This window comes from Azonexus sp. IMCC34842, from assembly GCF_050368855.1.
In the GTDB taxonomy this organism is placed as follows: domain Bacteria; phylum Pseudomonadota; class Gammaproteobacteria; order Burkholderiales; family Rhodocyclaceae; genus Azonexus; species Azonexus denitrificans_A.
Genome location: NZ_CP178449.1, coordinates 2,220,930 through 2,236,036 on the forward strand (window position 1 = coordinate 2,220,930; position 15,107 = coordinate 2,236,036).

At 61.2% G+C, this 15,107-nt stretch carries 14 protein-coding genes; 5 read left to right on the plus strand and 9 right to left on the minus strand.

The window, feature by feature from the left end; all coding sequences use genetic code 11:
• The first annotated feature begins 44 nt into the window (after positions 1–44).
• Positions 45–668, plus strand: coding sequence for a TetR/AcrR family transcriptional regulator (locus ACLIKD_RS10560; protein WP_226416122.1), 624 nt, complete (start codon positions 45–47; stop codon positions 666–668).
• Here the strand turns inward: ACLIKD_RS10560 and ACLIKD_RS10565 are convergent.
• The 8 genes from ACLIKD_RS10565 to ACLIKD_RS10600 form a co-directional block, all read right to left on the minus strand.
• Positions 665–1,270: an ABC-type transport auxiliary lipoprotein family protein gene (locus ACLIKD_RS10565; RefSeq protein WP_428828300.1), complete on the minus strand. Its 606-nt coding sequence runs from the start codon at positions 1,268–1,270 to the stop codon at positions 665–667. The two genes, ACLIKD_RS10560 and ACLIKD_RS10565, sit on opposite strands and share 4 nt — an antisense overlap.
• 1 nt (position 1,271) lies before the next feature.
• Positions 1,272–2,198: an MlaD family protein gene (locus ACLIKD_RS10570; RefSeq protein ID WP_428828301.1), complete on the minus strand. Its 927-nt coding sequence runs from the start codon at positions 2,196–2,198 to the stop codon at positions 1,272–1,274.
• 9 nt (positions 2,199–2,207) lie between these two features.
• A complete protein-coding gene (locus ACLIKD_RS10575) occupies positions 2,208–2,963 on the minus strand; it encodes an ABC transporter ATP-binding protein (protein WP_226416125.1) in 756 nt (251 codons plus the stop codon).
• The gene (locus ACLIKD_RS10580; RefSeq protein WP_428828302.1) at positions 2,960–4,066 is read right to left on the minus strand and encodes an ABC transporter permease; all 1,107 of its coding nucleotides are present in this window, start codon (positions 4,064–4,066) and stop codon (positions 2,960–2,962) included. The genes ACLIKD_RS10575 and ACLIKD_RS10580 overlap by 4 nt, the downstream gene beginning before the upstream one ends.
• Positions 4,063–5,565, minus strand: a complete 1,503-nt coding sequence (gene ppx, locus ACLIKD_RS10585) for an exopolyphosphatase (protein ID WP_428828303.1) — start codon at positions 5,563–5,565, stop codon at positions 4,063–4,065. Before ppx ends, ACLIKD_RS10580 begins: the two co-directional genes overlap by 4 nt.
• A gap of 133 nt (positions 5,566–5,698) precedes the next feature.
• Positions 5,699–7,591 (minus strand): propionate--CoA ligase, encoded by a 1,893-nt coding sequence (locus ACLIKD_RS10590; protein ID WP_428828304.1) that lies wholly within the window; start codon positions 7,589–7,591, stop codon positions 5,699–5,701.
• A gap of 49 nt (positions 7,592–7,640) precedes the next feature.
• Positions 7,641–8,756, minus strand: coding sequence for a GGDEF domain-containing protein (locus ACLIKD_RS10595; protein WP_428828305.1), 1,116 nt, complete (start codon positions 8,754–8,756; stop codon positions 7,641–7,643).
• 1 nt (position 8,757) lies between these two features.
• The gene (locus ACLIKD_RS10600; RefSeq protein WP_428828306.1) at positions 8,758–9,753 is read right to left on the minus strand and encodes an oxidoreductase; all 996 of its coding nucleotides are present in this window, start codon (positions 9,751–9,753) and stop codon (positions 8,758–8,760) included.
• A 130-nt stretch (positions 9,754–9,883) separates the two neighbouring features.
• Here ACLIKD_RS10600 and ACLIKD_RS10605 point away from each other — a divergent pair, with 130 nt between their 5' ends.
• A complete protein-coding gene (locus tag ACLIKD_RS10605; protein WP_428828307.1) occupies positions 9,884–10,393 on the plus strand; it encodes a C40 family peptidase in 510 nt (169 codons plus the stop codon).
• A gap of 118 nt (positions 10,394–10,511) precedes the next feature.
• The gene (locus tag ACLIKD_RS10610; protein WP_428828308.1) at positions 10,512–11,528 is read left to right on the plus strand and encodes a Fe(3+) ABC transporter substrate-binding protein; all 1,017 of its coding nucleotides are present in this window, start codon (positions 10,512–10,514) and stop codon (positions 11,526–11,528) included.
• A 40-nt stretch (positions 11,529–11,568) separates the two neighbouring features.
• Here the strand turns inward: ACLIKD_RS10610 and ACLIKD_RS10615 are convergent, their stop codons facing one another.
• On the minus strand, positions 11,569–13,206 hold the full coding sequence (locus tag ACLIKD_RS10615; protein WP_428828309.1) for an ABC transporter permease: 1,638 nt from the start codon (positions 13,204–13,206) through the stop codon (positions 11,569–11,571).
• A gap of 30 nt (positions 13,207–13,236) precedes the next feature.
• Between ACLIKD_RS10615 and ACLIKD_RS10620 the strand changes: the two genes are divergently transcribed.
• Positions 13,237–14,385 carry an ABC transporter ATP-binding protein gene (locus ACLIKD_RS10620; protein WP_226416134.1) on the plus strand — a complete coding sequence of 383 codons (1,149 nt, stop codon included), beginning with the start codon at positions 13,237–13,239 and terminating at the stop codon, positions 14,383–14,385.
• 15 nt (positions 14,386–14,400) lie between these two features.
• Complete coding sequence (gene aat, locus ACLIKD_RS10625; protein ID WP_428828336.1) at positions 14,401–15,105, plus strand: leucyl/phenylalanyl-tRNA--protein transferase; 705 nt, start codon at positions 14,401–14,403, stop codon at positions 15,103–15,105.
• Positions 15,106–15,107: the final 2 nt, after the last annotated feature.

The window sequence follows — 15,107 nt, forward strand, 5'->3', positions numbered from 1 at the left end:
CACAATGACCATACTGTGTCGTATGGAAACGCATACGGTAGCGTATGGAAAATAAAACTGTCAACTCCTCCTTGAAATCAACGCTCCCCCGTACGCGCGGTCGCGCCCAATCGCCACGCACCCAACTCGACCCTGATCGCTGGATAGAAGAGGCTATCGAGGTGCTGGCGCGCGACGGCATTGCCGGTTTGCGCGTCGAAGTGCTCGCCAAGCGTTGCGGCGTGACCAAGGGCAGCTTCTACTGGCATTTCAAGGATCGCCAGTCGCTGCTCGACGCCGTGCTTGAACACTGGAAGGCGGGGCGTATTTTCGATATCGAGAAGACCACGGCGGTCGCCCCGGGCAAGGAGCGCGACCAGTTGCATTACGCCATCGAGGTTTACGGTGCGAGTCGCAACCGCAAGGGTATGGCGATTGAACTGGCCGTCCGCGACTGGGCGCGGCATGACGCACAGGCTGCGGCGGTCGTCGAATCGGTCGATCTCTATCGGCTGGAATGCACGCGCAAGCTGTTTGTCGCCGCCGGAATGTCGGATGCCGAAGCGAAGAGCCGCAGCCTGCTGCTCTACGCCTGCGTATTCGGCCTGTCGCTGATGCATTACAGCCATTTCGACGACAACCTCGCCAATCTCAAACAGCGTATTGCCGAGCGCATCATTTCCGACTAACCGGAACAGCTTCCGGCTTTGCCGCTGGCCGCCAGATGTTTTTCCCAAGCCTGCAAATCGACAGCCAGTTGCTCAACCGTCGCCCGTAGCGCGCCGATACCGCCTTGTGAGTCCTGGCTGTCAGCGACTTTCTCGATATCCAGATCAACTTCGGCCAATTGATGGCGCGCCTGGTCGAGCCAATGCACACGCCCTCGTAGAACGCCCTTACTGCTGCCCGGGCTGACGAAAACCTGGGTGAATTCGCTGATTTCGACGCGCAGGACGCACCGAGAACGGGCCTGCCCGGTCGGCGACAAATCCAGCTGTTGCATCAGGCGCTGCTGAATCAGCTGGGCTGGCGGACCGGCCCAGCGGACTCGCGAGTATTCGTGCAGACGCGCGGCATCGGCATAGACCAGCCGGTAATTGACACCGAGCGAATCCATCCAGAGCGGCGCGCGCACCTCGACGGCAAGCGGCATTTTTCTTTCGTCGGCGAGGCGCGACACGGCCGGCGGCCCCAGATCGTAGATCGCCAAGCCTTTTTCCGTGCCGCGCTTACCCGAGGTAAAACAGGCACTGAGGGAAACGAAAATCAGGATCAGGACTAGCCGGCGCATGTCATTTCGCTCCACCAGTCTGGAATCCTGGCTCGCCGGGCCCCGGCGGCAAAGCCGGCGCCCCGAAGACCAGGCCTTGCGGCGTGTCTTCGAGGATGCGCAGAACGCGGCTCAACTGGCGGGAAGTCATCGAAAAATCGGTGGCCATCTCGTTCAGGCGCGGCATCAATGCCGAAGCGCCAGTGGCCGATGGATCGCCTATCGCTACATCCAGTTTATCGGTGGCGGCCTGCATCTTGTTGATCAGCAGCCGCGTTTCCGCCAGCAGGGGTCCAACCTCGCCGGCCGCCACCGAGATATTCTTGATGTTCCGATCGTCGAGCAGCTTCTTCATTTGCCCCATGGTGCCGTTCAGGTTTTCCAGCGCCGGCTTCATGTTGGCCGAGGCCGACTCGAGATTGGCCAGCGTTGCCGTCAGGTGCTGCCGGTTTTCTTCGCTCAACATTGCATTGGCACTGACCATCAGTTGCCGGGCCTGACGCAGCGTTGCCGCGCCGGTTTCGCCGAGTTCATCAAGCAAGGACGGAATCATCGTGATATGCGGCGGCTTCTCGTCATTCGGCTCCAGCGGTTCCATGTCCTTGCCGGTTTCCAGCAACAGGATATGCGCCAGCCCGGTCACCCCTTGATAATTCAGCCGGGCGATCGTACCGCGCGTTAGCGGCACGTCTTCATTGACCGAGATGGTCACCAGGATATTGCTGTAATCCTCGGGGTCGAGGCGAATATCGCTGACCTTGCCAACCCGGATACCGCGATAACGGACCTGCGCCTGGGGGTTGAGGCCGCCAATGTTCTGCTTGGTGACGACGATGTAGTCATGTGTGTTGTCCTTGTCACCGCCCAGCCAGTAGATAGCGAGCAACATTGCTGCAACGAGCAGCAGAGCGAAAAGTCCGGCGGCAAAAGCGTGCGACTTGTTTTCCATGGAGGGGTATTAAAGCAGTTTCCGGCGATCTGCGCCAAAAAAGCCGGTGACGAAAGGATGATCGACGGTCATCACCTCGTCCTTCGGGCCGAAGGCAATGATCTGGCCATCGGCCAGAACCGCCACGTGGCTGGCCAGTCCGGCCAGGGTATTGAGATCATGCGTGACCATGATGACGGTCAGGCCGAGCGCCTTCTGCAAGGCGCCAACCAGGTCGACGAAATTCTGGCTGCGATCCGGATCGAGGCCGGCCGTCGGTTCGTCGAGCAGCAGCAACTCCGGCTCCAGCGCCAAGGCCCGGGCCAGCGCGACGCGCTTGACCATGCCACCGGAGAGTTCGGCCGGCATCAGCTTGCCGTGCTCCGGTTCCAGTTCGACCATGGCCAGCTTGAGGTGTACCAGGCGACAGATCCAGTCCTCGTCGAGACAACGCAGTTCGCGCAGGGGAAAAGCGATGTTGTCGAAAACCGAAAGCGCCGAAAACAAGGCACCTTGCTGAAACAACATGCCCAACCGGCGACGTATGCTGCGCTGGAGAAAAGCATCGCCATCGTTGAGATCGACACCGAACAGGCGGACGCAACCGGCCGTCGGTCGGAGCAGCCCGAGCATCTCGCGCAGCAAAGTGGTCTTCCCGCTCCCCGAACCGCCCAGCAGACCGACGATCTGTCCGGTCTCGACGCGCAGATTCAGATCCCGGTGGATGGTTTGGGTACCGAATACCGTGCTGACGCCGGCGAGTTCAACAACCGCCGGTTCGCTCATAAGTTCGGCACCCCGATATGGCGGGTAAAAACCGCAAAAACCGCATCGACCAGAATCACCGTGGTAATCGCCGTAACCACCGCCCGGGTGGTATTGGCTGACAAGCTTTCGGTATTGGGTTTGACCCGCAAGCCAAAATGACAGGCGACCAGGGCGATGACGAAACCGAAGACCAGCCCTTTGCCCAGGCCGATCAGCAGATTGGCGAGCGGAACAGCACGCGGCAGGTTTTCGAGAAAATAGACAAGCGACAGATCAAGCTGCAGCATGGCTGCCACCATACCGCCGAGCAGCGCCACGGCGGAGGTCCACAGCACGATCAGAGGCATTACGGCGGTCAGCCCGAGGATTTTTGGCAAGACGACACGGACGGTTCTCGAGATGCCCATGGTAGACAGCGCATCGATTTCCTCAGTCACCCGCATCACGCCGATCTGGGCTGTCATTGCCGAACCGGAACGGCCGGCAACGAGCACTGCAACGAGGACCGGCCCCAACTCGCGAATGATGGCGATACCGAGAATATTGACGATAAAGATGTCGGCGCCAAAACTCTTCAACTGCAAGGCTGACAGGTAACTGATGGTAATGCCGATCAGGAATCCGACCAGCGCCGTGACCGGCAAGGCGCGCACCCCCGCCTTGTAGACGTTGGCCGCAAACTCCTTCCAGGGAATATCCTCAGGATGCCGAAAAAGATATCCAATATCCAGCAACAATTGGCCGAACAGCGCGACCATGCCCTTCAAATTGGCGAGCGCTTCCAGCAACAGGCAGCCGATGAATTCCAGGGGATGAAAAAGGCGGGTCGGCGAGCCCGGAATACGCTCAGGCAGTTCGGCGACCCGGCTCAGCACTTGCCGGTGGATGGCCGAAATATTGAGGCACTCCGGCCAGGCATTGCCCCAGGTTCGCCAGAGCAACACGGCGGCGGCGCTATCCAGTTTGGTCAGCGCCAACAGATCCCAGCATGTAACACCTTTGCCTTGGACCGCCAGTTGCTCCTGCAAATCGCTGAGATCCGGCAGCATCGCGGCCAGCGTCCACTGGCCGGACAGAACCACCCTCCCCGACTCGACGCGCAATCGGGGACTGTCACTCATGCAATTTTCCTGGCCGTCCTGGACTTGACCAGGTATTCCCGTCCGATCTGCTTCCAGATTGCCGCCTCCTCACCCAAGGCTGCGGCAGTCCACGGATTGCTGGCCAGCCATTCGGCAGGCAACTCAAGCTGAAAGCCGTTGCCCAACAATTTGACGGACCAGGCTGGCAACAGCCGGTCGTCACGGGTGCGATGCAGCAGCACGGCCAGGCGCAAACAGAAAACCAGTTTCCAGGCACTGTCGGACGCAGGAATTGCACTCAGCTTTTCCAGCTTGCCACGATGGCCTAGCACCAGCATCGCCAGCCGCGCCTGATCCTTCTTTGAAAAACCCGGCATGTCGGCATAGGTCAGCACGTAGGCGCCATGCTTGTGATAGGCGTTGTGGGCGACCGAAATGCCGATCTCGTGCAGCCGCGTAGCCCACGACAGAAACTGCACATCGTCCTCGCTCGGCGCGCCTTCGGCCAATTGCGTCAATGCCGATAGCGCGGTCGCTTCGACCCGCTCTGACTGATCGGCCTCAACCTGATAACGCCGGCGAAACTGCGCCACCGTCGAGTCGCGCATATCGTGGTGATGAAAGCGGCCCAGCAGGTCATAGAGTACGCCCAGACGCAAGGCACCGTCGGCATAGGTCATCCGCTCGATACCCAGTTCCTCGAAAATTGCCGACATGATGGCAATACCACCCGGCAGCACCGGCAGACGGTCGCCCTTGACGCCTGGCAAATCGAGCGCCTCGGCCGAGCCCGCCTTGATCAGCAGCGAACACAGCCGATCCAGACCTTCACGGGTAATGCCGCTCTCGCCATTCGGATTGAGCGCATTCAATTCCAGCACATCCGCAATGGCCCGGGCCGAACCGGAAGAACCGATCGCTTCCTTCCAGCCCAGACGCTGGTAGTCGTAGGCGATCAGCTCGATTTCCTTGGCAGCGGCAATCTGGGCTTCGCGCAAGCGTTTCTTGTCGAACTTGCGATCCGGGAAAAATTGCAGCGTGTAGCTGACGCACCCCATGTACAAGGATTCCATCAGTTGCGGCTCATGCCGCTTGCCGATGATGAATTCCGTGGAGCCGCCACCGATGTCGATGACCAGCCGCTTGTGGGCCGCCATCGGCAGCGAATGGGAGGCGCCGATGTAGATCAGCCGTGCCTCTTCGCGCCCGGCGATGATTTCGATCGGAAAACCGAGTGCGGCCTCGGCGAGTGGCAGAAATTCCGCAGCGTTCTTGGCGACCCGCAAAGTATTGGTCGCCACCACCCGCACCGCCCCACCATCCAGGCCACCCAAGCGCTCGCCGAAACGGCGCAAGGCTTCCAGCGCCCGGGCCTGAGCGGCTTCATCCAGGCGTTTGTCGGCCGTCAAGCCGGAGGCCAGGCGCACTGGCTCCTTCATCGAATCAAGAATATAAATCTGGTCGTCAACCACCCGCCCGACCTGCAGACGGAAACTGTTGGAACCCAAATCAACGGCAGCTACGGTTTCGTAGATCATTTGCTTGGTACGACGGGAAGGTAGAACTGGCCAGCATTCTAACATCCGCACCGAAACCGGAATCTTTCAGTTCAGAGGCAAAAAAAACCCGCTGGCTCGCACCAGCGGGTTTTTTGCGAAAACACAATGACGATTAGCTGGTCAGTGCATTCTTGATCTGCTCAAGAGTAGAGGGATCGTCGATCGTCGTCAGATCGCCCGGATCGCGGCCTTCGGCCAGGGCCTGCAGCGAACGGCGCAGCATCTTGCCGGAACGGGTCTTCGGCAAGCCGGTAACGAAGTGCACGCGGGCCGGCCGGCCGATGGCGCCGAGAATGCCGTCAACCGTCGCAAAGACTTCCTTCTCCAACGCCTTGACCAACTCTGGCGTGGCGATACGGGAAGCATCCTTGACCACGGCGAAAGCCATCGGCACCTGGCCTTTCAGCTTGTCTTCGACACCGACCACGGCCACTTCGGCAATCGCCGGGTGGTTCTGGATCGCTTCCTCGATTTCACGGGTGCCCAGGCGATGGCCGGCGACATTGATCACGTCGTCGGTGCGGCCAAGAATCGTGAAGTAACCGTCGTCATCCTTGATCGCCCAGTCGTAGGAGGAATAAACCAGCGGCTCCTTGAACAGCGTGAAGTAGGTCGACACGAAACGGTCGTCCTGGCCCCAGACGGTGGACAAACAACCGGGCGGCAGCGGCGGAATGACGGCGGCGATACCTTTTTCGTTGGCATCGCAAATCGAGCCGTCTTCGCGGAAAATCTGCAGGTTGTAGCCATAGACTGGGAAGGACGGCGAACCATACTTGATCGGCGTGTTTTCGACACCCGGCAGCGCAGCCAGCATCGGCCAGCCGGTTTCGGTCTGCCAGTAGTTGTCGATGACCGGCTTTTGCAGTTCGGTCATGAACCACTCATGCGTCGGCTGGTCAAGCGGCTCGCCGGCCATGAAGACATGCTTCAGCGACGACAGGTCGTACTTGTGCATGTACGCCGGGTCTTGCTTCTTCAGCACGCGGGCGGCGGTCGGCGCCGAGAACATCACGGTAACCTTGTACTTTTCGACGATCTGCCACCAGATGCCCGGATCGGGACGCAGCGGCGTGCCTTCGTACATCACGGTGGCCATACCGGCGATCAGCGGGCCATAGATGATGTAGGAGTGACCGACCACCCAGCCGATATCGGAAGTCGAGAAGAAGGTCTCGCCCTCGCCACCGCAATAGATGTGCTTCATCGACGAAGCCAGGGCCACAGCATAGCCGCCGGTGTCGCGCTGGACGCCCTTCGGCTTGCCGGTCGTACCGGAGGTGTAGAGGATGTAGGACGGCTCGGAGGACTCCAGCCATTCGCACGGCACCTGGGCATCGATGAACTGCTCGCGCAGCGTGGCGTAGTCGACATCGCGCCCGGCGACCTTGTTGAATTCCTTGTCCAGGCCGCGGTCGACCATCAGCACCTTGGCCGGCTTGTGTTCGGCCAGTTCGATCGCTTCGTCGAGCAGATGCTTGTAGGGCACGGCCTTGCCGCCACGCATGCCGGCGTCGGAAGAAACGATCAGCACCGGCTTGGCATCGTCGATACGGGTAGCCAGCGAACCGGAAGCGAAGCCGCCGAAGACCACCGAGTGGATGGCACCAATGCGGGTTGCGGCCAGGATGGCGAAGGTTGCCTGGGCAATCATCGGCATGTAGATCAGCACGCGGTCGCCCTTCTTGACGCCGAGGCTCTGGTAGATCGCCGCCATGCGTTCGATTTCGCGCTGCAGTTCAATGAAGGAATAAACCTTCTCTTCGTTGGTCTCGGTCGACACGAAAATCAGTGCGCGATCGTTCGGCCGCTTGGCAGCATGGCGGTCAACCGCGTTGTGGCACAGGTTGGTCTTGCCACCGACGAACCATTTGGCAAACGGCGGACGGGAATAGTCACAGACCTGGGTGAACGGTTCCTTCCAGTCGACAAGCTGGGCCTGCTCGGTCCAGAACTCATCCGGCTTTTCGATGGAATATTGGTGAAACTCCTTGTACGTCGCCATAAAGCTCCCTCTAATTAAGATTTCCTGCACTACAAAAATACTGAACGGACTATTGTTTTGGAGGATTCCGTTCAGTCAAACGGCGTTCGATCTCTGCCATCGGCAAAGCCAAACCCAATTCCTGATTGATCAGACCGATCAACGGCAACAACTGCCGGCCAAGCACCGCCAGATGCGGCTTGACCGGCTCCTGGCGGCCGGCGGCCAGCAATTCCAGCGCGTGATTGATCGAAATCGGCCGCGTCGCCGGCAAGACGCCGCCGGTATTGGTGCGATTGCCGCCGGCCGCCATCGCCTGCTGCATGCGTTGTCCGGCCAGATCGAGCAAGGCGCCGGCCGAACCAACCGCATCGACGGGCACACTGGCCAGCCCGATGCTAACCGTCAGCGCCACTGTCTGGCCCTGCACCGAAAGGCGCGCCACCTCGACAGCCTCGCGCACCCGCTCGGCAAAGGTTGCGCAAAATGCCGCCGCGGTGCCTGGCGAGACGACGGCGTACTGGCCGGCACCGAAATGTCCGAGACTGTCTTCCTGGCGCATCTTGCTCACCAGCATCTTGGCAAAGCGATTGCCCACCGCCTCGGCGACTTGTGGCCCCAGCCGTTCGCACATCCCGGCGAAACCGTCGAAGCCGAGCACCATCACGCTGGTTTCGACGCCATGCCGAGACGAATGCGACAAACCCTGGGCGGTCTGGAGTTCAACGAATTTCCGCGTGAACAAGCCGCTCACCGGATCCTGAACCATGCCCTCACGCCCGGTATCGAGGCTTTCCTGGGCATTCGACAGGGCCAGCAAATTATTCAAGCGAGTCAGCACCTCGGCGCTGCCGGCCCCCTTGGTAACAAAATCCGAAACGCCAAGCTCACGCGCCTTGAGGCGCTCCTCTTCGGTTTCCTCGCCGGAAACCAGGATGAAGGGCAACTGCTGCAAGCGGCGCAGCTTCGATGTCCGAACCCGCTCCAGCAACTCATAACCATTCAGCTTCGGCATCTGCAGGTCGGAAATCACGGCCCGGATCGAATGGTCGAGAACCAGCGTCTGCCAGGCCGCCTCGCCATCGCCCTCCTCACGAACCTCGTAAGCCCCCTTCAGATGCTTGATGAGCGACACCCTGACGACTCGCGAGTCGTCAACGACCAGGATGCGCGGCAGGTCAGCCACTTCAGCCTCCGGCAACGTCAACCACCACGCGACCCTTGGCCCGACCTGCTATGTATTCGTTGAAAGTAGCCGGCAATTCGTCCAGTGCAATGCACCGGGCCATGGCGGCCAGATGCGGCGGCCGCAGATCGCCGGCCAGGCGCTGCCAGACCCCGCTGCGATAGGGTTCGCGGATATAGCCGGAATCGACTCCGAGCAGCGAAACGCCGCGCAAAATGAAGGGCGCCACCGTGGTATTCAGCGACATGCTGGCCGCCAGACCAATACTGGCGATCGTCCCGCCCTGCTCCATCGTGCTGGCAATCCAGGCCAGGACATCGCCCCCCAGATTATCGACCGCCCCCGCCCAGCGCCCCCGGTCGAGCGGGCGGATTTTCGACAGATCGAGACTCTGGCGCAGCATGACTTCGGCGGCGCCCAGTCCGCGCAGGTAGTCGGCCTCGCTCTCCTTGCCGGTCAGCGCCACCACGTGATAGCCGCTCTTTGCCAGCATATCGACAGCCAGGCTGCCGACCCCGCCGGTTGCCCCGGTAACGATGACCGGCCCCTTGTCCGGGCGCAGACCGTTTTCCTCCATCCGCACAATGCCGAGGGCCGCCGTAAAGCCGGCCGTGCCGAGCGCCATGGCATCGAACAAGCTCAGGCCATCGGGCAGCGGAACAACCCAGTCGCCCGGCACGCGGGCAATTTCAGCATAACCGCCGTGATGCGCCACGCCGATGTCGAAACTGGTCGCAATGACCGGATCGCCGACCTTGAAGCGCGCATCGGAACTTTCGATAACCGTACCGGACAGGTCGATGCCGCCGACGCAGGGAAAGCGCCGAATGATCTTGCCGCTACCGGTTGCCGCCAGCGCATCCTTGTAGTTGACGCTCGAATAGGCGACACGAATGGTGACCGTACCGGGATCGAGCTGACTCTCGTCCATCTGGACGAAACCGCTGATTACCTTGCCGTCACGCTCCTCAATCAGCAGTGCCTTGAAGGGTTTCATCGTGTTCCTTACGCTGTGGGAAAGAAATTGTATTCATAATTACGGACTATGAACATAGTTACGGGGCGCGAATTTACCAAATCACCCCAAGTCTTTACAGATGCCTGTTTTTCCAATACATTCCGGCCCTATGCGTAAAGTAACTACCTCGTTTTTGCTCGCCTCCGCCCTGCTTTTCAGCGGCATCAGTGCCGCTTCCGCGGCGGAACAGAGCCGGAAACCGGACGAGCAGATGTCGTTCCTTGAACGTTACACCAACGCAGCCCAGGATGTCATCCTGCAAGGCCTGAAGCTGGTTGGCGTCCGTTACCGCCTGGGCGGCAACGACGAGAACAGCGGCCTCGACTGCAGCGGTTTTGTCCGCCTGGTGTTCAAGGACAGCATCGGTGCCTCACTACCCCGCACGGCCCGCGAAATGAGCGAAGTCGGCCAGCAGGTCAGCACCAGCGAGTTGAAACCGGGCGACCTGGTGTTCTTCAACACCATGCGCCGGACCTTCTCGCATGTCGGCATCTACCTTGGCGACAACCATTTCATGCATGCACCGCGCACCGGCGCCGAAGTCCGCGTTGAGAGCATGGAAAGCAGCTACTGGGTGCAGCGCTACAACGGCGCCCGACGAATTCTCGACGGAAACTGAAAACCAGCGGCTTGCGAACCGCTTTTTTTAACGCCTGCATTTAGTAACGTTTCTCATTTACAAACCATTTTTCGGCATGTAGACTGAAAAAACCTCATTCCCCATGGAGTTTTTCAGCATGAAATCAAGGTCTGTTCTGATTGCCGCCGCCATTGCCGCCCTGTCACACCCCACCTTCGCTGAAGACAAGATCCTCAACCTTTACTCGGCCCGTCACTATCAGACGGATGAGGCGCTCTACGCCAACTTCACGCAGCAGACCGGCATCAAGATCAACCGCATCGAAGGCAAGGAAGACGAACTGCTCGAGCGGATCAAGAACGAGGGCGCCAACAGCCCGGCCGATGTTTTCCTGACCGTCGACGCGGCCCGGCTGGCCAAGGCGCACGAACTCGGACTGTTTGCCCCGGTCGTTTCGAAATCGCTGGAATCCCGGATTCCGGCCCATCTACGCACCGAAGACTGGTTTTCCTTCTCGACCCGCGCTCGCGTCATCGTTTACAACAAAGCGGCGGTCAAGGCCGAGGACGTACAGAATTACGAAGATCTGGCCAATCCGAAGCTGAAAGGCAAATTCTGTTCGCGCTCCGGCTCGCACCCCTACAACCTCTCGTTGATGGCCTCGATCATCGCCCATCAGGGTGAAGCCAAGGCCGAAGAATTGGCACGCGGCATGGTCGCCAATTTCGCCCGCGCCCCGAAGGGCGGCGACACCGACCAGATCAAGGCGGTTTCAGCCGGCGAATGCGGCCTGACCATTTCCAACACCTATTACGTTGCCCGCCTGTTGCGCTCGACCAAACCGGAAGACCAGAAGCTGATGGCCAAGGTCGGCGTCGTTTGGCCCAACCAGGGAACGACCGGCACCCATATCAACGTTTCCGGCGGCGGCATGATGAAGACCGCACCGCACAAGGAAGCGGCCGTCAAGTTCCTCGAATACCTCGCTTCCGACCAAGCCCAGCGCTACTTCGCCGATGGCAACAACGAATGGCCGGTGGTGGACAGCGTCAAGGTGGCAAACCCGGCCCTCGACTCGCTCGGCAAGTTCAAGGCCGACAAATTGCCCGTCAAGAATCTGGCAATGTACCAAACCAAGGCCCAGATCATTTTCGATCGCGCCGGCTTCAATTAGTCATCACCCAGGGGCTTGCGAATAGGCGGAAGGCGGCCGGCTAGACCCGGCGCGCCGCCGTAATCTGCCGCGATAGCGCAATCAGCGGCAGCAAGCCCACCGCGACAATCGCCAGCGAGGCCGTCGATGCCTCGGCCAGCCGCTCATCGGAGGCCAGCGTGTAGGCCTGGGTGGCCAGCGTGTCGAAATTGAAAGGGCGCATGACGAGCGTCGCCGGCAGTTCCTTCATCACATCGACGAACACCAGCAGACCGGCAGTAAACAAGCTGCCGCGCAGGATCGGGGCATGTACCCGGCGCAGCGTTTCAGCCTGGCCGAGGCCAAGGCTGCGCGCTGCGTCATCCATGTTCGGCGTGATCTTGGCCAGACTGGACTCGACGGTATGCAGCGCGACCGCCAGAAAACGCACCAGATAGGCGTAGATCAGCGCGGCAATGCCGCCGGTCAACAGCAGACCGGGGTTGTAGCCGAACCATTGCTCCCACTGTCCGACCAGCCAGTTGTCGAGGCGCGTCACCGGGATCAGCACCCCCACCGCGATCACCGCCCCCGGCACCGCATAGCCAAGGCCGACCAGCCGGTTCAAGCCGTTGGCAAAAGCCGTTTTCGAGAGGCGGGCACCGTAGCCCATCAGCAGCGCCAGAAAAACGCCGATCACGGCGGTCGCACCGGCCAGCACGAAGCTGTTCCGGGCCAGCATCAGGAAGCGTCCACCAAACTGCGCATCGCCCTCGGTCAGCGCCATTTTGAGCAGCAGGACGGCGGGCAGAAGAAAGCCGAGCAGCAGCGGCAGCGCACAGGCGAGGACGGCCAATGCAGCCGGCACGCCGGACAGACGAGCCCCGGCCATCGGCCGGTTGCGGCCGGTGGTGTTGTGGTAGCGGGCCCGGCCGCGCGACACCCGTTCGGCCATCAGCAGGAAAAGCACGAAACCGAGCAGCATGGCCGCCAGTTGGGCCGCCGCGACGCGGTCGCCGAGCGAGAACCAGGCGCGGTAAATGCCGGTGGTGAAGGTATTGACGGCAAAATAGGCCACCGTCCCGTAGTCGGCCAGCGTTTCCATCAGCGCCAGCGCCACGCCGGCAACGATGGCCGGCCGGGCCAGGGGCAGCGATACCGAAAAGAACGCCCGCCACGGCCCCATGCCGAGCGTCCGCGCCGCTTCCAGCATGCCGCTGGCGCGTTCGAGAAAGGCGGTGCGGGCGAGCAGGTAAACGTAGGGGTAAAGCACGCAGACGAACATCAACATCGCGCCGGGCAAGGTGCGGATATCGGGGAACCAGTAGTCGCCATGCTCCCAGCCGAAAGTGTCGCGCAACGCCGTCTGGACCGGCCCGACGAACTGCAGGAAATCGGTATAGACGTAGGCCATCACATAGGCCGGCATGGCCAATGGCAGAACCAGCGCCCAATCGAAAATGCGCCGCCCGGGAAAATCGTGCATCGAGGTCAGCCAGGCCGTCGCGACGCCGAGCACGCCGACGCCGCAGCCAACCCCAAGGCACAGCCACAACGAATTCAGGATGTATTCCGGCAACACGGTCTGCGCCAGATGCGCCCAGGTGCTGCTCGTGCCGCTCACGAAGAGATTGAGGCCGACGCTCGCTACCGGCAGCCCGGCCAGCAGGGCGACGACGAAGCCGACGATCAACAGGGGAGAGTATTGGGCTGCGCGCATGGAAGTGAATGGGAATTATAATCGACCGCTATGGCCCAACTTGAACTAAATGGCGTTGTTCAGCGCTACGGCAAACACACCGTTGTCGACGGGGTGAATTTCTATCTGGAACAAGGGAAAATCGCCTGCCTGCTGGGCCCGTCGGGCTGCGGCAAGACCACGCTGCTGCGCTGCATCGCCGGTTTCGAGGATATTGCCGATGGCGAAATCCGCCTGCGCGACGAAGTGGTCAGCTCCGTCGGCCAGCGCGTCGCCCCGGAAAAGCGGCGGATCGGCATGGTCTTCCAGGACTACGCGTTGTTTCCGCACCTGACCATCGAACAAAATGTCGCCTTCGGACTCGGTCGCAACCCGACCGAAGATATCCATCTGCGCGTTCGCCAGTTGCTGGCGACGGTCGGCCTGTCCGGGCAAGGCGAAAAGTATCCGCATGAACTCTCCGGCGGCCAGCAACAGCGCGTTGCCCTGGCCCGGGCGCTGGCGCCACGGCCGGAACTGATCCTGCTTGACGAGCCCTTCTCTAATCTCGATGTCGGCCTGCGCGAGCGGCTCTCGGTCGAAGTGCGCGAAATTCTCAAGCGCGAAGGGTCGACCGCCGTGATGGTCACCCACGACCAGAACGAGGCATTCGCCATGGCCGACGAAATCGGCATCATGTACGAAGGACGCATCCAGCAATGGGACATCCCGTACAACCTGTACCACCGGCCGGCCAACCGCTTCGTTGCCGACTTCATCGGCCAGGGCGTGCTGGTCACCGGCACGGTTGGCGACAACAACAGCGTCCGCATGGAACTGGGCACCCTGGTTTCCGACACCCCGGTCGAATGCAGCGAGACCTGCGACCATTGCGACAACGGCTGTCGCGTCGACATCCTGCTGCGCCCCGACGACATCGTGCATGACGATGCCAGCCCGGTGCACGCCGAAGTGCTGCACAAAGCCTTCCGCGGCGCCGACATCCTGTACACGTTGCGCCTGGCCAGCGGCACCGAGGTCCTGTCGCTGGTGCCTTCGCATCACAACCATGCGCTGGGCGAAAAGATCGGCATCCGGCTCGATGCCGACCATGTCATCGCCTTCAAGAAGCATGACGAATGCACTGATCCCGCCTGCGAGATCAAGCTCGAACAGCAACCCCGGCCAATCACCTGGCTGGCCGAAAACGCCCCCCGCTAAACGCGACCCCGCTTGATGATTCCCTTTCTCGGTCCGCATTCGACATTCCCGCCGGTCGAGACCGCCCGGGAAGACATGGGCGGGCTGGTGGCGATTGGCGGCGACCTCTCTCCGGACCGTCTGCTCAACGCCTATCGGCAAGGCATTTTCCCGTGGGGCACCGTCGAGGGCCACCCGCTTTGGTACAGCCCCGACCCGCGCATGGTGCTTTTTCCCGAAGAGTTCCGCCTCACCCGCTCGCTGCGCAAGACGCTGCGTGCCGGCCGCTTTGAAGTCCGTTTCGACAGCAACTTCGCCGGGGTCATTGCCGGCTGCGCCGAAACGCCGCGCCCCGGGCAGGACGGCACCTGGATTTCGCCGGACATGATGGGCGCCTACATTCGTTTGCACGAACTTGGCTGGGCGCACTCGGTCGAAACCTACAGCGAGGGCCATCTGGTTGGCGGTCTGTACGGCCTCGCCATCGGGCGGATGTTCTATGGCGAATCGATGTTCTCTCACCGCAGCGACGCCTCGAAGATCGCCTTCGCTCACCTTATCCGCTACCTTGTCACGCATGAGTTCGCCATGATCGATTGCCAGATGCGTACCGAGCACCTTGCCTCCCTGGGTGGCCGCGAAATTCCGCGCTCGGATTTCCTGAGCCACTTGCAGGCACTGACCGGCGAAGCGGGATCGCGCGCCCGGTGGTCAGCCGCCGATCTGGCGCTGGACTGGTAACC